The following is a 20119-nucleotide window of genomic DNA, read 5'->3' as shown; positions in this document are numbered from 1 at the left end:
CGCAGGTCTGCTCGGCCCATCGCTTTTTTCGCTTTGCTCAAAAAGCTCGGTCTGGCCTTCGGCCACTGCTATCCATCCCTCAGCCGCGTCGCTGCGCTCCTTTGCGGCGGCTTCGCCGCCTGTCCACCGCAAAATGGACCAAAAAAGAGCGGGCTTAAGTCTAGAGAAATCTTTTTTTAGTCTAAAGAACTGCAATATACCAATACTAAAGTCTACATTAGAATAGCTAAGCCTCGCAAAACTAACTGCTTTACTCAATGAAGACCAATGAATAGCTATTCAATTAAAATACTTAGCCTACTGCTGCTCCTGCTCGGCAGTAGTTGCCTATTTAAAAATCCAGCCCCCGAAAAGGAAGTTGATATGCAAAAGAACGAGAACTTAATTCCCTTAGAAGACTTTTTCCGAAATCCCGCTAGTAGTGCCTATAAGTTATCTCCAAATGGGGAGTATATGGCCTATTTGGCCCCTTATGAAAACCGCAAAAACATCTTTGTCCAAGATGTGGCTCAGGAGCAAGCTCCTTTGCGCCTCACCAAGGTGACCGACCGTGATCTTTCTGGCTTCTTTTGGGCCAATAATGAGCGCTTGGTCTATGTGCGGGACCAAGGCGGAGATGAAAACTTTCATCTCTTTTCGGTAGACCGAGCGGGCCAAGAGGAAGTAGACCTTACGCCCTTCGATAATGTTCGGGTAGAAATTATTGATGACCTCCGCAGCGATGAACAACATCTCATTATTGGGATGAATAAACGCAACCCCCAAGTCTTTGACCCCTACCGCCTCAATATCCAAACGGCAGAGCTAGAACTCTTGGCCGAAAACCCAGGAAATATCACGAGTTGGAAAACGGACCATCAGGGGCGGCTCCGCCTCGCTATTGCTACTGATGGGGTAAATAGTAGTTTGCTCTATCGGAAGAGTGAACAAGATAGTTTCCGTTTGGTCCTCAGTACGTCATTTAAGGAAACGCTCTACCCGCTTTACTTTGATTTTGAAGGCAAGGAGGAAATCTACGCCCTTTCTGATTTGGGCCGAGATAAAACGGCAGTGGTCAAGTTTGATCTAAAAACGGCCAAGGAGACGCAGCTCATCTTTGAGCATCCCGAGGTCAATGTTTCTTATATGTCTTATTCGCGTAAGCGCAAGGCCCTTAGCACCATTTCCTATATTAGTTGGAAGCGAGAGTATCATTTTCTGGACCCTCAGGTGGCGGCTATTTATAAGCATTTAGAAAGTCTTTTGCCCGATTTGGAGATTGTATTGAGCAGCACCAATGAGGAAGAAAACAAGTTTATTGTCCGCACCTATAGCGATCGTTCTTTGGGGGCCTATTATTTCTATGATTTGGACCAAAAGGAGTTGCGCAAAATAGCGGAGGTGAGTCCCTGGCTACCCGCCAACCAATTGGCAGAAATGCAGCCGATTAGCTACCGCAGCCGAGATGGCTGGCAGATTCATGGTTACCTTAGCTTGCCCAAGGGCAAAGCGCCAAAAAACTTGCCTGTGGTGGTTAATCCACATGGTGGGCCTTGGGCCAGAGATGTCTGGACCTTTAACCCAGAAGTGCAGTTTTTGGCCAATAGAGGCTATGCCGTTTTGCAGGTCAATTTTAGAGGAAGTACGGGCTATGGCCGCAAATTCTGGGAAGCTTCTTTTAAGGAGTGGGGCCTCAAAATGCAAGATGATGTCAGTGATGGAGTAGATTGGTTGATTCGAGAAGGCATTGCCGACCCCGATCGAGTGGCCATTTATGGCGGAAGTTATGGGGGCTATTGTAGCTTGGCGGGGGTCACGTTTAGTCCCGACAAATATGCCTGTGCTATAGATTATGTGGGGGTGTCTAACCTCTTTACATTTATGGAGACTATTCCGCCCTATTGGGAGCCCTACCGCAAAATGCTACATGAAATGGTAGGTGACCCTAGCAATGAGGCCGACAGTATTCGGATGCGGGCGACATCTCCTGTTTTTCATGTGGATAAAATCAAGGCGCCCTTATTGATTGCGCAGGGGGCCAAAGATCCTCGGGTCAATCAGGCGGAATCGGACCAAATGGTGGCGGCCTTGCAGGCAAGAGGAGTAGAGGTAGAGTACATCCTTAAGGAAAACGAGGGCCACGGCTTCCGAAATGAGGAAAACCGCTTTGAGTTTTATGGCCGAATGCAAAGCTTTTTGGCCAAGCATTTAGCCAAGGATTAAGGCCTAGCTTTTGGGCCAAAAAGAGCGCCCCGCTGCCATTGGCAGCGGGGCGCTTTACTTATGCTAGGGCCAGTAAAAGGGTTTTGCCTAGCTGGCTCGGCCCAACTGCGGCCTTGGGCCGCAGAACTGGCCTAGCGATGTGGAGGGGTGGCCGAAGGCCAGACCGAGCCAGCTTGCTGGCGATGGGCCGAGCAGACCTGCGAGCTGCGAAACGTAGCGCCCGCCGAAGGCGGGAGGCCCCAAAACCTACTCCTCTAAACCGGGATCCTGAGTTTCTCCTTTTTTATCCAGCAGATAGGAGAGGGGGCTGCCGGCCAGCAGATTGCCAAAGACCTCGACAATACTTTTGCCGCCGATAATAGAGAGCGGGGCCATACTTTCGGCCATTTTTTCGGCCAGGGCTTTGTCGCCAAAGGCTTGTAGGGCTGCGATCAGATCGGGGCTAACGGCCTCGGCTTTTTGGACCACTGCCTGCACTTCGCCTTCCAATTCTTTGAGGCGTTGTTCTAGGGCGCCCTTCTTGAGTTCGAGTTGGAGCAAGCCGGCTTCTTCCTCATCTTGGCGCTGTAGTCGGGCAATGTTGAGGGCCTTTTCTTGCATCTCCATTTGGGCCGTAAGTTCTTGGCGTTCTAGGTCAATGCGGGCCGCTTGGCTCGCCAACTTGAGCATTTGGGCCTGTTTTTCTTCGGCCTCTTGGAGCTCTAGGGCAAACTGCTTCGTTTTAGAGCGGCTAGCGGCAATTTTCTGGGCCATTTCTTCTGCTTCTTGGCTATAGAGCAACTCCTTTCGCTTATTCTCTAGCTCTAGCTGGCTGCGAATATCTTGGTGCTTGCTAGCAAAAAGCAGCTCTTGGATTTCCTCATCAAGAATTTCGATATCGAGGACCTCCAGCTCATAAATGTGCATACCATTTTCGGTAAATAGTCGGCCGGGGCGGCGGCTATCCTGCTCCTCGCCTTCGGGGCGGCTACCTAAGACGATATTGCGCAATTCGGCAATCCCTTCGGCATAAAAATCGGCCAAATTATACTGCTTAATGGCATTTCGGAGGACCGAGCGGAGGTGGTCGGTGAGGAACTTGACATAATTCTCCACATTAAACCATTTTTCGGGATCTCCCGTAAAATTGACTCGATAAGAGAGGTGGATATCCAGCTCGCAGAAGTCGGCAGTTTCTACTCGCACCAAATCAGAGACCTTATTATTGAGAATGCGGAGATAGACCGTTCTCATTAGCTTTGCATCAGATTTTGGGGTGCCTGTAGAGAGCTCGATGCCCTGTAGGACCTCATCGTAATCGAGTAGGTAAGTACTTGGGCCCACCACCACTTTGCGGTCGCCTAATTTGCTAGTGACCAAAACGGCATAGCCGGTCCAGGCATCAATAGTAACGGCCCCTTCATACTTACTATCGAGGACCAAGCTATTATTATTTTGGGGTTGTCGGCTTCTAGAAAAAGAATTGCTGACGATGCCTTCATAGACGCTTTCGCCATCTTCATTTTCCTCCGAGAAATCCATATCAATTAGGGCCTGTTGTTGTTGGGCCATGGGCGGCAAATTGAGTTTGTTCCGCTTTTTAGAGGCTTTGCGCAGGCGGGCCTGCTGTTGTTTAGAGAGCTCTTGCAGTTGGAGGTTATATTGCAGGGCCTCTTGATTGCCAGGGAACCAAAGTTCGACCTGTTTGGGGCTAAGGATACGGCGCAAAATCATCTCCTCTCTGGGGTCGGCTAAAAACATGGAAGGCCCTTTTTGCAGGCTGATTTTTCCGCTCTTTCTGTTCAATACATAGCGGCCCTCGCCGGGGGGGATGGCCACCGCCTGATAGATTTCCTGTTCCCCATATTTGATCAGGGCTTGCTCTGGGCGGGGGAAATAAATCATTTGTTCTCGGCCCGTAATAAAGAGCTCGTCGCCCACCTTATAGCTTTGGCCATTTTCGGTATAGGGAGCAATGATTTTGACATAAATCCCGCTATTTTCATCTAGTTCTATCGCCTTAAATTTTCGACTGCCGTTTTTCTCAATAAAGCGTTCGGTAGGGCGAGGAAAGACCACATCGGGTCCTTGGATATAGCGTTTATTGCCATCTTCGTCGAGCAGAATACAATACTCTAGGCGCTCCAAAGTGACGGCAGAGCGGACATAATTTCCCTTTTTGTCTCGGAGCACTTCAATCCCAGTGGGAGGAATATAAAAAGAAACATTGGTCCCTTTGATCACATGCAATTGGCCCATGCTGAGGCGGTTGGCATCAATGCTATCATTGGCTGCTTGCTCTTCTTCTAGGCCTTCGGGCTGGGTGTGTTGAGGCGTAATTACGGCATTATCCCAATTGGCGCGGGCTTGTTCCTCTTCATACACACGGACCAGCAAATACTCATTGGAGCGCAGATGATGGCCCTCTAAAACTTCGGCCATTTGGCCGGGCCAAAGCGCAAAAAAGTTGGGACCAGGTAAATTGACCTTGCGCCCAATCTGCAAAGAAGAAAGCTGGTTAGAGGTCCCAATCTGGGGCGGTTTATTATCAATTGCAGGGTTTTTCAGGATAATATACCAGCCTTCTGGGGCCGTGCAAAAGGTCTGAATCGAACCATCCAAATCGCAAATGTCAAAGGCTTTCGTCTTTTTATTAAAAAAAACGGGCTTGTCTGTATTGGCCATACTGGTTTTATAAGGCCCTACATAAGTAATTACATTCCCCTTGGTTTGGTCAGAAATAAAGGCGTACTCGTTGGGGGCGAGGACTAAATCGCGTTCGCGGCTGTCTCCCATAATAAAAAGATTTTGAGGTTAAACATGGACTTAGTTTAATATCTAAACTAAGTGTAGACAGCAGCAGAACTCTAAGCTCTTTGGATAAGTTCCAAGGCCAAGAAAAAAAATAAAAAAAAAGCCGCAAGCGGATGAGGCTTGCGGCTTTTGCTCGCTTAAAAGCTATTTAATGGAGAACAGATTATCTACTCCAATGCTGCGGTTTACGGTAAAGGCTTCGGCATAATGGAAGCCAGCGGGCCGGCCGTAGGTGGCATTTTTTGCTCGGACGAACTCCAAAAATTCTGCGGAAGAAATGGGCGTTTGGGGTTCGCTAGAATTGGGGTCGTAGAACTGTGATTTAAAGGCTTGAATCAGCTCCATTTTTTTGTCCATATAGGGGCTAATATCAAAGACAAAATCGGGTTTTAGGTTATAATCTTGGATGTAGTGGTAGACGACTTCTGGTCGCCAGGCCTTTTGTGCTTGGCCTTCCCATTCGGTCTCAATTCGACGCAAACCCGCATAAAAGCAGGCATCGGCAATGAGTTTAGCGGCCCGGCCATGGTCGGGGTGGCGGTCATGGATAGAGTTGGCCAAAACGATTCGGGGCTGGGTCAATCGGATCATTTGCACAATTTCCAGAATATTGCTTTGGTTGTGCTCAAAAAATCCGTCGGCAAAGCCTAGGTTGGCTCTAAAGCTGGCCCCCATGAGTTGAGAGGCGGCATGAGCTTCTTGCAGGCGAATTTCGGCGCTGCCTCGGCTGCCCAGTTCTCCAGCGGTGAGGTCCAACAGCCCTACTTTATGCCCCAATGAAATATGGTGCAAAAGGGTGCCGGAGCAAGAAATTTCAATATCGTCGGGATGTGCGCCAATGGCAAGAATATCAACTTTCATTTTAGATGTTTTATGTAGTTCTTTTTAGGGTGTTTTGGGGCCCGCGGCCGCCCTTTATAGTAGGGCGGCCGCCGCTATGCTTTGGGGCTTGGGTTGACCCACTTTTAAAAATAAGCTTAACTTAGCTCTAAATCAAGATTTATATGGACAGTACAAAGGTATCTTCATTTATGTTAAATAAGCAATCAGTAAGAGTATGTTATAGATTAGTAGAGAGTCTAAAAAATAATCCTAACCCACATTTAACAAATGTAGCAAAAACTGATGCAGACCGTAAGGCTTTCATGAGGTTGTTATCAAACAAAAATCTTACTGAGGAATACATTCAATTTGAGTTTATTGGCAAAAGTAGGGAGTCTATGAAGGTGGTTGAAGAAAAGCTTCTGGCCTTTCACGACACCTCTGAAGTTGTACTGAACAAGCAAAGAAATAGACTAACCGACAAAGAGGGTTTAGGCCCTGGAGGTCGGGAAACAAATTTGTCTGTATTTCTTCACATGGCTCTACTATATGGTCGAGAAAGCTTTCATTATCATGGCTTAGGAGGTATTCAGCTTTATAATCGATATAAAAATAGAGTAACTTGTAAGGAGGCTGAAAATAGAAATACGGGTCATTTTAGAGGTGAAATTACGAGGTGGAAAATAAATGTAGAAGAGACAGAATCTGCGTTAAAAATAATTAACGACCTAATTGATATTTTACATGTTTGTGATCGAGAAGGAGATGTTTATCCTATGATGGAAAGTTTTTTCAGACAGCATATTAAGTTCTTGATTCGGTCTCGAACAGATAGACGAGCAACGATTTGGGAGGATGGCAAAAAGATTCCATTATGTGATGTCTTTGAACATTATCCAGCAGACTTTGAGACGACAGAAACGGTCAAGAGTAGCCGTAAAAAACTTAACGGGAAGAAGCTAGTTATTCGATCTAAAAAAGTGACTTTTGCCGTTCCCAAATCTTGTAAGTATGTTCTTGGCGAACCAAGGCCTAAACCAATGACAATCAATGTTATTGAGGTCTTTGAAAAGGGCAAAGGTTTTTCAAAATCTGCCGCTAGAAAAAGAAGCCGAACAAAAAAAGATCATGATGATGAAACCATCAGTTGGCGCTTACTCACAAATGAAGAAATCAACAGCGAAGAAGAGCTCTTAGAGCTTGTTCTTTGCTACCGCAAGAGGTGGTTAATTGAAACATACTTTAAATATTTAAAATCAGATGGCTTTGATATTGAAAACATATGTTTAAAAACAGGTAAAGCTATCCGCAAAATGATACTTATGGCAATCAGTGCATCTGACAAGGTCCTTAAGCTTAAAGAAGCTGGACTTAACCAAGATAATGAGACTCCAGCAACCTCTATTTTCACAGAAGATGAAGTAGAAGTCTTAGATCTTATATTTAAACAATATCTAAAAGGCGAAAGCCAAAGCCCTTCTTTGCGTAACCCATTTACCTCTAAATCAATAGCTTGGGCCTATTGGATCATAGCAAGGTTGGGCGAATTTAATGGCGCAGTGAAGAAAACTAGGCATGCCGTATCCGTCAAGAAAATAGGACTAGGGTTAGAGAGATTCATATTTATGTATGATGGATATCGATCCCTAAATTGACACCGCTATAAAAAGTGGGTCAACCCAAGGCTTTGGGGCTCGCAGTTCTGCTCGGCCCTTCAGGCTCCACTTCGTTTCGCCTTTGGTCTGGCCTTCGGCCACCCCGCCGCAGCGCTGGGCCATTTGGCCTTCGGCCAAGGCGGCCAAGCCGCCCCCAAGCGCTTTAACAGCAAATGGGGCTTAGGGTTGTAATAGCTTTTTACTACCTAGGCATTGGCCATTCTCCCAAACCGAAAGGTAATAAATACCGCTGGGAAGTTGAGGAAGGGTCCAGCGGCTTTGGGCGGGACTTTGGGCCACCAATTGGCCCAAACTATTATAGAGTTGGAGCTCTGCCTGGGGTCGTTCTTCTAGTCCTTCTATTATTAAAACGTCTGCTAGTGGGTTGGGGAATACCTTCCAGTCTAATGTTGTTTTTGGGGCCAATGTTGTTGTACTAGACACAATCACTGGATTAGCAGAGGGGCTAAGTACGGGCCGAATCATCACGGCGCCGCCTAGGGCCAGATCCTGCCAAGCATTTCCTCCTACTTTGACATGAGTAAAGGCTTCGGCATCGCTGTTATTTCGGTCAAAACCTACTGGAACTGGCGTACTAGAAGCTTGTTGCCAGCCAATATGAAAGCGGCTACCGGCGGCCAGGGCGATAGGCGTTAGGCTATCGGCAAAATCACTGAGGGGCATATAATGAAAGCCATTAAAGCCCTCTACATAACGCAATTTATAAATATCCTTAGAAAATAGTTCTTGGCCAGGGACGCCCGCAGAGTCTTCCCAAACCTTAACATTGATAAAGTCGAGTTCTGCATCTCGGTTAGTAAAATAGGGCAAATGAAAATAGATGCCTCTGAGGGTATCATCTACTTGGGCCTGAAAAGCTACGGCCAGTTGGGTTCCAATTCCCTGGACAATAATGCGCATTTCTGCCGAGGCATCATCATAAGCAAAATAGTTGGAGAGTTGGGTTTTTAGGTAGGCGGTATCATTGGCCTGATAGCGGGCTGCAGATTGAAAATCGCTAGGGTTTTCAATAATATAGCGGCTGATGAGCTCTGTAGTTTGGCTAGGCAAAAAGGGAGAAAAAGCATTTAGGCTAAGGTCTCGATAGTCATCGTCTGCATTGGGGCTAGGGGCATAGGTGGTAGCGGGCACTTGGCTATTGAGTAACAAAAAGCTCGTTTGTGCGCTATCATAAACTTGGTATCTGCGGTCTAGGGTACCCGATAGGCCATTATGATTAAAGCACTGCATCACAATAGAGTCGGACCAAAGGGTATTATCAAAATGGCGCCAAGGCACTGCGGTATAGGGGGCCAGAGGAGATTTTGGTCGCATACGAAAGCTCACATCGGCATAATTGCTAGCTTGGCTGGTATCGCGGTTGGCATCTAGATAAATATAATCGAGGTTCCAGTGGTCATTACTTCCGGTAATAGTGGCTAAATTTCTAAATCTGAATTGAAAATTAGCATGTAGGAATTGGGTATCTAGGACCACCAGCTCCTCTTCAAAGTCAATGAGGTCGGTAGTAGAGACGGAGCTAGGCACCCCAGCATGAGCGCGGACGGCTTGCCAGTTGCCGTTTTGGTCCAAAAACTCCAGTAGCAGGGAGTCGCCTTCTTCGGGGCGGTCGCCCCAGCCTTGGGGCTGATAGAAGTAGCTCAAGACAATTTGGTCGCTTAGGTTGCGGTTGTCTAGGTCTATAGTTTGAGAAGTAAGGGTATCGGCGGCTTCAGGGATAGAGACGCTAGCATTGGCATCATAGGGAGCGCCAGTTTGGTCCAAACCGTCTAGGGTGGCGACTCCTAAGCTGGGGGGCAAATAGCCAAATTGCTCATTGATATAAGCGTGATTATCTTGCCAGCGGCTACAATCGGGGTAAATGCCATTGGGGTTATTGGCAAAATCCTCGAAGAAGGGGAGGCTCAATTGGAGGTTGGGGCAGACCTGATTATTTTTGAGTTGGCTTCTTTTTTTGAGGGCCAAATTTTCTTCTAGTGGAACCAGCTGTACTCCTTGGGCAAAGAGTGCGGGGCTGCTTAGGCAGCAGATCAAAAGGTATAAAAGCGTGCGATAAAACATAAATTCTATTTTTAGGCTAGGCTAGAGCATTTTGCTCCGAGGGGCTCAAAAGTAACAAAAAAGAAGTCAGTTGAGGATCAACTGACTTCTCTTTTTACTAACGTAAGTAGGGCTTAAAAAGGCTACTAATCTTGTTTGGCAAAGACTTTTTTCATAAGGTCGGTAGCCCGAGATACAGGATTGGCGCGAATATTTGCCTCTTCTTTTTCGACCATTTTGAATAGGCCTTCCATGGCTTTATTGGTGACATGATCATCTAGATCGGGGTTCACTTTTTGGACCAGTGGAATTTTATTGTAGCGAGTCATTACATTGTTCCAGGCGTTTAGGGCGCCTGTTTTATTCAATGAATTTTTGATCACAGGCTGAAAGCTTTGGTACAATTGGGTGGAGGTGGTTTTTTTGAGGTAACTAGTACAAGCATCTTTGTCGCCCATCAGGATATTCGTAGCATCTTGGATGGTCATTTGGGTAATCGCCTTAACAAAAATGTCTTTAGCTGATTTGGAGGCATCTTCTGCCGAGCGGTTTAGTTTTTCGATGGCATCATCGACTAGGTTGCCAGCGCCTAGGGCACGGAGGCGGCTTTCTACTTGTTTGGCCTCATCGGGAAAGAGGATTTTGACCGAAGGATTTTTAAAAAATCCGTCGCGGGCGGCCAGTTGGCTGGCTCCTTTGCTGGCCCCTTGCTTAAGGGCTTGCTTGAGTCCTTCGCCAATTTGGGCTTGGGTAAGGGCGGCGGTTCCGCCATTGAGTTTTGAGGCCTCATCTAGGGCAGATTGTAGGCTATCGCAGCTACTAAAGCTAAAGAGAATGAGGACAGCCATGAGGCTTAGAGAAAAGATATTTTTCATGATGATAAGTATTTTAAGAGGTCTTATATTTTGCGTTATGCAGGCGCGGAGCGCCGCAGGCCTAGCGATGTGTAGGGGTGGCCGCAGGCCAGACCCAGGCAGCTTTGCTGCCGCAGGGCCGAGCGAACAGCGAGCCCCGAAACGTAGCGCCGCAGCTTTGCTGCGGAGGCCCCAAATTAGGAGCGTACTTTTTCTAGTAATTTGGCCGATATCCAGCCTTGTACGGCATTGGGCAAGCGAACATAATACCAATCTTCTTTTTCTTCTAGAATTAGGGCTTTATTTCCGCTGCCGACCAGCTCTACTTCTTTGCCTTGGATAGAGGGTTGGTCTAGGATGGCGGCTTCTGAGCTCATGACGACGGCCCATTGGCGGTTAAATTGCAGATAATTGGCTCGGCGGCTGAGCATAAAACTAAAGAAGGCCAGCAGCAGGCTAAGTAGGATGAGCAGCCAAGTTTTGCCTTTTTTCTGTTGCACAAAGAGGTAGTAGGCGAGGCTGCCGGCGGCCAAAAAGAGGAAAAACAGGAAGCTATAGGCCCAGAAATGGCTCCCGAGGCCAGCGGCCATATTGTCCCAAGTTTGGAAGATAAAACCGGATTTTTCTTGCGCTTTGGGTCGGCTTAATTTGCCGGAAATGGCTTTAAGGTTGGCTTGAGCTGGCCCAAATTGGGGCTGGCAAAAGAGGGCGCGTTCAAAGGCGAGCACAGCGGGGCCATATTGGCCTAATTTCTCGTAGGTCAGGCCCAAATTATTTTGCAATTCGGCAGAGCAATAGCCTGGCAAGGCTGCTTTTTGATAGGCCAAAAGGGCTTTTTCGTAGTCTCCTTTTTCATAATGGGCATAGCCAATAGCAAACTGTTTGGCCAAGCTGTCGGGCAGTTGGGCCCAGCTTGGGGCTGCTACGGCAAGGAGCAAAATGAGGCTAAAAAGGCGTAGCATTAGGCAAGGCGTTTTTCGAGTTGTTTAATGAGCTTTTGGCTATGTTTGAGTTGTTCTTCCATGGTTTTATGGGGCGATTGGCCAGCAAAGAGGGCTTGTTCGCAATGCTCAAGGATTTCGCCTAGTTCCTGCGCTTCTTTTTCGGGCAAAAGCGTTTGTAGGCGTTCTTTGCTCCTTTCGCCTAAAGGGATATTCATCTGTAGGCCAATATAGCCTTTTAGGGCCTCTTCAATGGCCCGGTAGAAATCGCCTACAGTATCTGTTTTTAGGGCTGTTTTGGCCAGCTTAAGCTGCTCCTGAGCATGTCGATAAGGGGCATTTTTTAGGGCTTGTTTTTCTTTGAGCGCTAGGCTTTTCTTTCGGCCCAAAAGGAGCAAATAGAATCCGCCAAAGGCCAAAAAGGGCAATACACTGAGCAGATAAAAGCGATAACTTCCAAAAAATGGCTGGGGTGTTGGCCGCCAACTTGCCGATTTTAGGGCCGCTTGCATGCTCAATACTTGGCTGCTATCTACGGCTTTTTCGGCTACTTCTTGGTTCAGGATGCGTTTGCCTTGTTTTACCTTGACCTCTAGACTGCTATCTATGCGGACCAATTTTCGGTCGCGCACATCAAAGTAGACAAAGCTGGGCTGCAAGCTCAAATTCCCCACTTCTTGCGGGTCAATTTTATAGATAAAGGTTTTTTCGCCGCCAATGCCGCGGCCGCCTTCTCGGATATCTTCTTTTTGTTCGACCTCCAAAATCTTGAAGCTGCCCTCCTTAAAATGGACGGGTGGAGCCGTGATGGGTTTAATATCGCCTAGGCCCCGAATGCGCATCACTAGTTCTAGGGCTTCATCGGTTGTAATTTCATCTTTTTCCAGATAAAGCTCCATATCGTATTCGCCCACGGCCCCGGTATAATCTTTATCTTGGCCAGAAAGCGAGCGAACGGGAATTGTTTTGGGCAGGCTGAGCAGGGGATATTGTTTGAGGTTGCGGCTAGCAAAAGGGTTGCGGGGATCTTGTCGGCCCACACTAATTAGGATTTCGGCGGGGGGGATGCTCAGTTCGCCATTTTTGGTTGGAAAAACCCCCATAGAGTAGATGATTTTCGTGGCATATTGTTGGCCATTGATGACCTCCACCCGAGGATCTTTGTCAAAGAAGCGATATTCCTTGCTATACATTTTAGGAAATTCGGGTTCCTTGACCAGCTCAATATTAGAAATATCTATTTGGGTATAGACCTTATAATTGAGTCGGATTTGTTCGCCCACCACGGCCTCCTGATTTTCACATTCGAGGCGAAAAAGCACTTTTCCCGCCAATTCTGGGGGCAGGTTGTGGTCATTTAGGCTTTGTACATTGCTACTACTTGGCGCCACGCACTTGATCTTAACGGGCATAGTTTTCAGGACCTTACCGCCATAAGTGGTCACTTCTGCGGGGCCAATCGTATAGTTGCCCTCTTCATTGGGGGCCAAACTAAAGGTATAGGCCTCAAAGGTATAGCGGTTGCCGTTAATATTGGTGTATCGGCTCTCATTGACGGGGCCCTCCACAATTTGAAAGCCCTGGGCTTCAAAATCTGGAAATCGAATCTTCTTAATTTCGGCATTTTCTAAACGAAAAGAGAGTCTGAAGGCATTGCCTAGCACCACCTTAGAGGCGTTGCAATCGGCTACAAAAGCGATTTTTTGGGCCAACAAGCTGCTGCTCATGGCCCAAAAACTAAGGAGAAGTAGACTTAGTTGGTAGCTTTTCAAAACGGTAGTTTTAATCTGGTAGTTGTTGACTTATCTATTTATTTGGGGCCTCCGCCTCCCTTCGGTCGTCGGCGCTACGTTTCGCAGCTCGCTGTTCGCTCGGCCCTTCGCCGCTTTCAGCGGCTCGGTCTGGCCCTGCGGGCCACTGCTGCACATCGCTAGGCCAAGTTGCGCTTGGCTGCTTCCCTTAAAGCCGATAGGTTTTTTGCTCTTTGGGTTGTTCCTTTTTGGGGGCATCTGGTCCAAGCAAACCAGGGAATTGGTCTTCCATTTGGCGAAAAAGCTCCTCAAATTCTTGGTCCATATTTCTAAGTTGTGGCTCTAGTTGTTTAAGCAGGGAATCGGGATTTTGCAAGCGTCGCATGAGTTCCTCTTGTTTTTGCATTAGTTCTTGCATGCGGCCATCGCTCAAATCGCCAAAGCCTTCCATATCAAAGTTGAAATTATCGGGCTGTAGATTAAAGCCTTGGCCAAAAGGCGAGTCATTAGAAAAGGGAGAATTGCCAAAAATATTTCCTTTGCTGTTGCCTCTTAGTGGACCTTCTACCACAAAGACAGACCCATTGGGGCTGCTATAAGTCTGGCCATCAATATAGGCCGTAGCGGAGGGTAGGGCCAGATAGCCCGCATAGCGGGGCTTTAGGCTAAAGCTATAGGTTTTCTTAGCGGTCTTTTGGCCATTGATAATAGAGGTTTGGCTGCTACTAGCGGTCCCCACTACCTCAAAGTCGACAAAATCGGGCTGTTTGAACTCTACTTGCTCTCCCTGCTCAATATGGTAGTGCAATTGAAAAACATCTTCGGTCCCTACGGTATCATAAGGAACTTCCAGAGAGATAGTAGGCGACTGGGCCCCTAGGCCAAGCACAAAAAAGAGTCCCATCAAAGTACTAAAAAGCGTTTTCATAATGCAGTTGAATTTAAAAATGAAGAATAGAAGGTGGAAGGAAGCCCTGCTTCCTTCCGCTCATTATAAATACAATTTGCTTACCAGTCTTTTTCTGGATTTTGGCGATTTTTAGGTTGCTTTTTCTTCTTCTTTTGGGTGTCTTTGTCTTCCTCCTCAATCATATCCATCATGCGTTCTACCTCATCCTTAGACATTTCATCGGGGGGCGGCGGTTCTTGTTGTTCCTCCTGTTTTTTATTATCATCTTTGGGCTTAGGGGGCGGCGGTTGCTGCTGCTTAATCGTTCTGAGGACCTGGGCCAGGTTGTGTTTGGTTTCCACATCTTTGGGCCGAATGCGCAGGGCATTCTTATAGGCTTCTACGGCCTCTTTGAGTTTTTTCTCTTTGGCGTAGAGGTTCCCCAGGTTGTGGTAGGCCCGGGCTTCTAGCTCGGGGTTATCGGCTTTCTGAAGGGCTTCTTTATAGTGTTGTTCTGCCTCTTCATAATTTTGTGCCTGATAAAAGACATTGCCTAGGTTGTACCAGGCCTTGCTATTGTTTTCATCGGTTTGCAGGGCTTTCTTATAACTTTGCCCTGCCTTTTCTTGTTCGCCCAGCCGATAGTGCTTATTGCCTTCAATCAAGTTCTTCCGAGAAGATTCTTGGGCCAATAGCCCCAAAGGGAGCGCAAGAAGCAGAAAAATAATTACTCTCATCGCTTATGATTTTTTGCGGTAGGCCAGAAAAAACTCAAAGAGGAGAAGGAGTAGGGCAGGAGCCAACAAATACTGATAGTAGCTGTCAAAATCGTCATATTGCAATTCATCAAACTCTTGTTGCTCCAATTTCTTAAAGTCTTTGAGCAAGGCGGGCAAGATATTTTTCCCTTGGTCAATATCAAAGGCTCGGCCGCCCCCTACTTTGGCCAATTCGGCCAACATCTTTTTGTTGGTAGCGGTCACTACTTCTTCTCCTCGCTTATCTCTATGAAAACCCAGTTCATTTTCTCTTTGCAGAGGAATTTTGGCCCCTTGGCCAGAGCCCACACTAATGGTATAACTAAATACGCCATTTTTGCGGGCGGCTTTGGCCGCTTCTAAGGTTTTGGGGTTGTGTTCTTCTCCATCACTAACAAAAATAACCGCTTTTTGATGCTGTTTGCCATCGGGCTGTATTTCTGATTTTTGGACCAGCTCCAAGACTTTCTCTGGCATACTGCCTTGCATGAGTTCTACTTCTTCCAAGCCATTATAAAGAAATACCTGGGCCGAACTATGGTCCAAAGTAAGCGGCATTTGCAAAAAAGCCTCTCCCGCAAAGAAGATAAGCCCCACCCGATTGTTGGCCAAACCCTGCAGCAAATCCAAACTAAACAGACGGGCCTTCTCCAAACGGTCCATACCCCTAGGCTGCACATCTTTGGCCCACATACTTCTAGATAAATCGAGGGCCAGATAAACATCTACTCCCGCCCGCTCTACTTTGCGGCTGCGGCTGCCCATCCTCGGGTTGGCCCAGGCCAAAATCATTAGCGAAAGGGCCAACACAGAAAGCACAAACTTGAGCTTGTTGCGGCCAGGAGCAAAAGTAGGGATCATCCGCTGAAAGGCTGTCCAACTGCCAAAACGAGCTCTAACTTGGGCATTGAGCCGCTGCGCCCTAATAAATAATATAATAATTAGGGGAATGCAGACTAGTAGGGCCAGCAAACTGGGTGATTCAAACTGCATAATAAAAGACTATTGGACGATGCTACGCAATACCGTTTGTTGAAGAATAAGATGAAGGAACAGTAAAATCACTGCGAAAAAGAGAAAGTATTGGTACAGTTCCCGATGACGAATAAAGGTCTCTTTCTCAATTTTAGAGCGCTCCAATTTGTCAATCTGAGCGTAAATTTTCTCTAGGCTTTTTTCATCTGTGGCCCGAAAATAAAGCCCACTGGTGCTTTCTGCAATTTGCTGCAAAAGCTTTTCGTCAATTTCTACCTCGGTGGGGCTAAATACAAAGCTGCCATTGGCCTTGCGGTAAATAGGCGCCAAGGCCCGCCCTCTGGTCCCTACTCCAATGGTATAGACCTTTATCCCCAGCTTTTTGGCGGCTTCTACGGCCACCAAAGGCGGAATCTTCCCCGAGTTATTCACTCCATCGGTCAATAAGATGATTACTTTGCTCTTGACCTGGCTCTTTTGTAAACGCCGAACCGCATTGGCCAAGCCCATCCCAATGGCCGTCCCCTCTTCAATTAAGCCACATTCTACCCGACTAATCAGCTGCTTGAGCATGCCATGATCGGTCGTTAGCGGACATTGGGTGTAGCTGCGGCCCGCAAAGAGCACCAAGCCCAAACGATCGTAGGGCCGCTGGTCAACAAAGCGCTGCACCACCCGCTTAGAAGCATCCAAACGGTCTTCCTTAAAGTCCCGAGCCAACATACTACTCGATACATCTAAGGCCACCACAATGTCAATGCCATCCGCCTTGATGTTTTCCTTGACCAAGACTTTCTGCGGACGAGCCAAGGCCAAAATCAAACTCCCCAAAACAAAGAGCTGCAACCGAGGCAATATGGGCCGCAAACGACTTCGCCAACTCTTAGCCGGGCCCAAACCCGCCGTAGAAGATAACTCTAAGTCAGGATAATAGGCTCTCCGCTTCCGCCAATACCAAAATAAAGACAGTAAGGGCAAAAGAAGCAAGACCCAAGCTTGTGCAAATATAATAGATGTAAGACCTGACATGCTTTTGCTTAATTTTAACGATTGCGGAGGGCTTCCTGCCGCTCTACATATTCCAACATTTTATGGATAAATTTTAAGGAAAAATCATTGGCCGCCGCCAAAGGCGAAGCCTTGGCATATTTGACCAAATCCGCAGTTTCTAGTACTTCTCTCAATTCTAAGAGTAAACTCTGCTCTAGATGCTCATAATTTAGCCGATCTAATAGCTGATTAGTGGTGGCCTCTAAAGCCCGAACTCTAAAACGAAGCCGCAAATAACTCCGGATAATCCAACTGATGCCCGTATGAAATTCTGCCCATTCTTCTCGCTCCAAATAGCCCTTGGCCAATAGCTTTTTTAGGGCTATACGTGCCCGCTCTTCAGGCGTTTTGTAGGTTTTTCTAGCCTGCGCTTTTTTGTAGAGCAAATAGGCCAAAAAGCCCAAGACACTAGCAAACAAAATGAGAAAAACTACCGCAACAATTGGCAGATAAAAGAAGAACCATTCTAGCAGCTTTTCTATAAAATTCTGCGGCTCATCCATAATGTCCTTAATCGGTGCAACATAACTAGAATCGCCCCGAATGCCCGGCGGAAACTTGACCCGAATCAGGGGCACTTTCAACCAAAGACTGTCTATTTGTCCATCTTTCTGATACAAAATGGGCAAATCGGGCAGCTGATAATGGCCCGTATCCCAAAAGGTAAAAGTGATCTTTTTCTCAAAACTATTTAATCCATCAGGGCTAATCTCCTCCAATTGATCCGAAAGTCGAATGACTTCCACTAAGTCATCATCCCAATATACCGTAGGGTTGGGCAGGCGGACCAGTACATCTTCTCGACTTTCTAGCCGCATCCGAGCCGTCAATTGGTCGCCAATCAACAACTCTGTACTATCCACCAAAAACTGAATATTGGCTTGGGCAGAAGCCAGTACAGGCAGTAAAAAGGTAAGGATAATCAGCAGGAGTTGGGGCCTCCGCTGCAGGCCTGCGGCCTTGGCGGCGGGCTGTGTCGCGGCTCGCTCTTCGCTCGGCCCTTCGGCGGCAAAGCCGCCTCGGTCTGGCCTTCGGCCACCGCTTTCCATCCCTAGGCCTGCGGCGGCTATCGCCGCCTGTAGGACGTTATTGGGCCGAGGGCGGGCAGGGCCTAGCGCTGGTAGGCAGTGCGGCGCAGCCGCAGACCCAGGCCCGTAGGGCCGCAGGGCCGAGCAGACTTGCGAGCTGCCGAACATAGCGCCTGCCGAAGGCAGGAGGCCCCAAATCCTACTTAGCATAGAATAAAAACAATAAAATATATAAGGAATCCACAAAAGGAGGCGGTGCATCATGGTAGTTTCTAATCATTTATAAGGCCGGACGTTCCTGGAAAAACTGCCGCAAAGCGCCCACAAAAGGCTGGTCGCTGCACAAACTCAAGGAGTCGAGCCCTAGTTTTCCAAATTGCTCCTTAAAGCTGGCGGTTTGTTGCTCAAAACGAGCTTTATAGGCCTGACGAACGCTAGCGGAAGCGCTGTCTATCCAGCGCCAACTGCCGGTTTCGGCATCGCGGATAGGCAAAAGGCCCAAATTGGGCAATTCTACCTCTCGGGGGTCATAGACCTGTAGGCCGACCAAATCGTGGCGGCTAGCGGCCACCTTGAGATAGCGGCCATAATTGGGGTCCAAAAAGTCGGATAAAAGAAAAGCGGTGCAGCGTTTGCGAATCAGGCCCGTCAGGTAGCGCAGGGCTTGGTCTATGTCTGTATGCGGACTTTCTGACTGGCATTGCAGGAGCTCCCGAATGATGCGCAAACCATGGTTTCGCCCCTTTTTTGGCGGCAAATACTGCTCAATTTTATCTGAAAAAAAGATGACGCCCACTTTATCGTTGTTGCGAATAGCGGCCAGGGCCAAAGTGGCGCCCAGCTCGGCCATAAACTCTCGTTTATTGACATCATGGCTGCCAAAATTGGTGGAGGCACTCACATCCACCAAAAGCATAAAATTCTGCTCTCGTTCCTCCTCAAAAACCTTAATGTAGGGCGTACCTGTACGGGCCGTCACATTCCAATCAATGTTTCGGATATCGTCTCCATATTGGTAGCTGCGCAGCTCGCTAAAGGACATTCCTCTACCCTTAAAATGGGTTTTGTAACTGCCCGAAAAGGCCATGGCAGAGAGGCCTCTGGTCCTTAAGTCGATTTTGCGCACTTTCTTGATTAAATCTCGAACTTGCTGGCTCATCTTTAGGGGACCTTTACGCTATTGAGCAATTGCTCAATAATATCTTCTTGACTAATATTTTCGGCTTGGGCCTCATAGCTTAGGCCAATACGGTGGCGGAGCACATCGGGGGCAATAGCTTGCACATCTTCTGGAATCACATAGCCTCGGCGGCGCATATAGGCATGGGCTTTTGCGGCTAGGGCCAGGTTGATACTTGCCCGAGGTGAGCCTCCATAAGTAATGAGATCTTCTAGTTGGGCGAGGCCGTGTTCTTTGGGGAAGCGGCTAGCAAAAACGAGGTCCAAAATATACTGCTCGATACGGTCATCCATATACACCTCTCGAACGGTTTTGCGGGCGCGCAAAATATCCTCTATACTGGCTACTTTTTGGACCTGGCTAAACTCTCCGCTCATATTTAGGCGGATAATTTGGCGTTCTTCGCTCTTTTTGGGATAGCCAATTTTGGCCTTGAGCATAAAGCGGTCGGTTTGGGCCTCGGGCAAGGGGTAAGTTCCTTCTTGCTCGATGGGGTTTTGGGTAGCGAGGACCAAGAAGGGCTCTTGCAATTTATAGGTTTTTTCGCCAATAGTGACCTGTCGCTCTTGCATGGCCTCTAGCAGGGCCGATTGCACCTTGGCGGGGGCACGGTTAATCTCATCTGCAAGAATAAAGTTGGCGAAAATGGGGCCTTTACGGACCGAAAAGCTGTTGTTGGCGGGATTATAAATCATGGTCCCCAAAATATCTGCGGGCAGCAAATCGGGGGTAAATTGAATCCGTTTAAACTCCGCATCAATAGCCTTAGAGAGCGTATTGATGGCTAGGGTTTTGGCCAAACCGGGCAAGCCTTCCAGAAGAACGTGTCCTTTGGTCAACAGGCCCATTAGCAGGCGCTCAATCATGTATTCTTGGCCAATAATCACCTTAGAGGTTTCGGCCAATAGGCGCTCGATGACTTGGCTTTCTGCATAAATGCGTTCGTTCAGGGCTTGAATATCTGCCGAAGATTGCATCTGTATTATTTTTTGACCCCTTAAGGGGTTGGATGTTAATTATATAGGGTAGCCTGGGCCACCTTTATTTTTCTAGTGTTTAAGGGCCCTAAAATAGGCATTTTTTTAGGCTCTACTAACTTGGGCCAAAATTAAATCGTTTTGAAAGGAGTTTAAGCCTATTTTTCGCTTTTAATTTCTTCT

The 20119-nt window shown here is 47.6% G+C and carries 15 protein-coding genes; 2 read left to right on the top strand and 13 right to left on the bottom strand.

The window, feature by feature from the left end:
* Nucleotides 1-267 precede the first annotated feature (267 nt).
* Nucleotides 268-2202, top strand: coding sequence for a S9 family peptidase (locus SGRA_RS05510; protein ID WP_015691618.1), 1935 nt, complete (start codon nucleotides 268-270; stop codon nucleotides 2200-2202).
* Between the two features lie 246 nt (nucleotides 2203-2448).
* On the opposite strand, the gene SGRA_RS05505 is transcribed toward SGRA_RS05510, so the two are convergent.
* Entirely contained in the window at nucleotides 2449-4977 is a 2529-nt protein-coding gene (locus SGRA_RS05505; protein ID WP_015691617.1) for an SPFH domain-containing protein, read from the bottom strand.
* A gap of 162 nt (nucleotides 4978-5139) precedes the next feature.
* Nucleotides 5140-5856 (bottom strand): bacillithiol biosynthesis deacetylase BshB1, encoded by a 717-nt coding sequence (bshB1, locus tag SGRA_RS05500; protein ID WP_015691616.1) that lies wholly within the window; start codon nucleotides 5854-5856, stop codon nucleotides 5140-5142.
* Nucleotides 5857-6026: 170 nt separating this feature from the next.
* Here bshB1 and SGRA_RS05495 point away from each other — a divergent pair, with 170 nt between their 5' ends.
* On the top strand, nucleotides 6027-7472 hold the full coding sequence (locus SGRA_RS05495) for an IS4 family transposase (protein WP_015691615.1): 1446 nt from the start codon (nucleotides 6027-6029) through the stop codon (nucleotides 7470-7472).
* 180 nt (nucleotides 7473-7652) lie between these two features.
* Here SGRA_RS05495 and SGRA_RS05490 read toward each other — a convergent pair whose 3' ends face one another.
* From SGRA_RS05490 to SGRA_RS05440, 11 genes are all read right to left on the bottom strand, one after another.
* Nucleotides 7653-9554, bottom strand: coding sequence for a T9SS type A sorting domain-containing protein (locus tag SGRA_RS05490; protein WP_015691613.1), 1902 nt, complete (start codon nucleotides 9552-9554; stop codon nucleotides 7653-7655).
* 125 nt (nucleotides 9555-9679) lie between these two features.
* Entirely contained in the window at nucleotides 9680-10408 is a 729-nt protein-coding gene (locus SGRA_RS05485) for a DUF4197 domain-containing protein (protein ID WP_015691612.1), read from the bottom strand.
* A gap of 176 nt (nucleotides 10409-10584) precedes the next feature.
* Nucleotides 10585-11349, bottom strand: a complete 765-nt coding sequence (locus SGRA_RS05480) for a hypothetical protein (RefSeq protein ID WP_015691611.1) — start codon at nucleotides 11347-11349, stop codon at nucleotides 10585-10587.
* Nucleotides 11349-13100 carry a BatD family protein gene (locus SGRA_RS05475; RefSeq protein ID WP_015691610.1) on the bottom strand — a complete coding sequence of 584 codons (1752 nt, stop codon included), beginning with the start codon at nucleotides 13098-13100 and terminating at the stop codon, nucleotides 11349-11351. Before SGRA_RS05475 ends, SGRA_RS05480 begins: the two co-directional genes overlap by 1 nt.
* Nucleotides 13101-13287: 187 nt before the next feature.
* Entirely contained in the window at nucleotides 13288-14007 is a 720-nt protein-coding gene (locus SGRA_RS05470) for a BatD family protein (protein ID WP_015691609.1), read from the bottom strand.
* 80 nt (nucleotides 14008-14087) lie between these two features.
* Nucleotides 14088-14705 (bottom strand): tetratricopeptide repeat protein, encoded by a 618-nt coding sequence (locus SGRA_RS05465; RefSeq protein WP_015691608.1) that lies wholly within the window; start codon nucleotides 14703-14705, stop codon nucleotides 14088-14090.
* A 3-nt stretch (nucleotides 14706-14708) separates the two neighbouring features.
* A complete protein-coding gene (locus SGRA_RS05460) occupies nucleotides 14709-15719 on the bottom strand; it encodes a vWA domain-containing protein (protein WP_015691607.1) in 1011 nt (336 codons plus the stop codon).
* 9 nt (nucleotides 15720-15728) lie between these two features.
* Nucleotides 15729-16730 carry a vWA domain-containing protein gene (locus tag SGRA_RS05455; RefSeq protein WP_015691606.1) on the bottom strand — a complete coding sequence of 334 codons (1002 nt, stop codon included), beginning with the start codon at nucleotides 16728-16730 and terminating at the stop codon, nucleotides 15729-15731.
* 14 nt (nucleotides 16731-16744) lie between these two features.
* Nucleotides 16745-17617, bottom strand: a complete 873-nt coding sequence (locus SGRA_RS05450) for a hypothetical protein (protein ID WP_148268280.1) — start codon at nucleotides 17615-17617, stop codon at nucleotides 16745-16747.
* A 442-nt stretch (nucleotides 17618-18059) separates the two neighbouring features.
* On the bottom strand, nucleotides 18060-18938 hold the full coding sequence (locus SGRA_RS05445; RefSeq protein ID WP_015691604.1) for a DUF58 domain-containing protein: 879 nt from the start codon (nucleotides 18936-18938) through the stop codon (nucleotides 18060-18062).
* A gap of 2 nt (nucleotides 18939-18940) precedes the next feature.
* Entirely contained in the window at nucleotides 18941-19936 is a 996-nt protein-coding gene (locus tag SGRA_RS05440; protein ID WP_015691603.1) for an AAA family ATPase, read from the bottom strand.
* Nucleotides 19937-20119: the final 183 nt, after the last annotated feature.

The sequence above is a fragment of the Saprospira grandis str. Lewin genome (assembly GCF_000250635.1).
Taxonomy (GTDB): Bacteria; Bacteroidota; Bacteroidia; order Chitinophagales; family Saprospiraceae; genus Saprospira; species Saprospira grandis.
The sequence above is the reverse complement of the archived record's forward strand: the minus strand, read 5'-3'. Positions and strand labels throughout refer to the sequence as shown.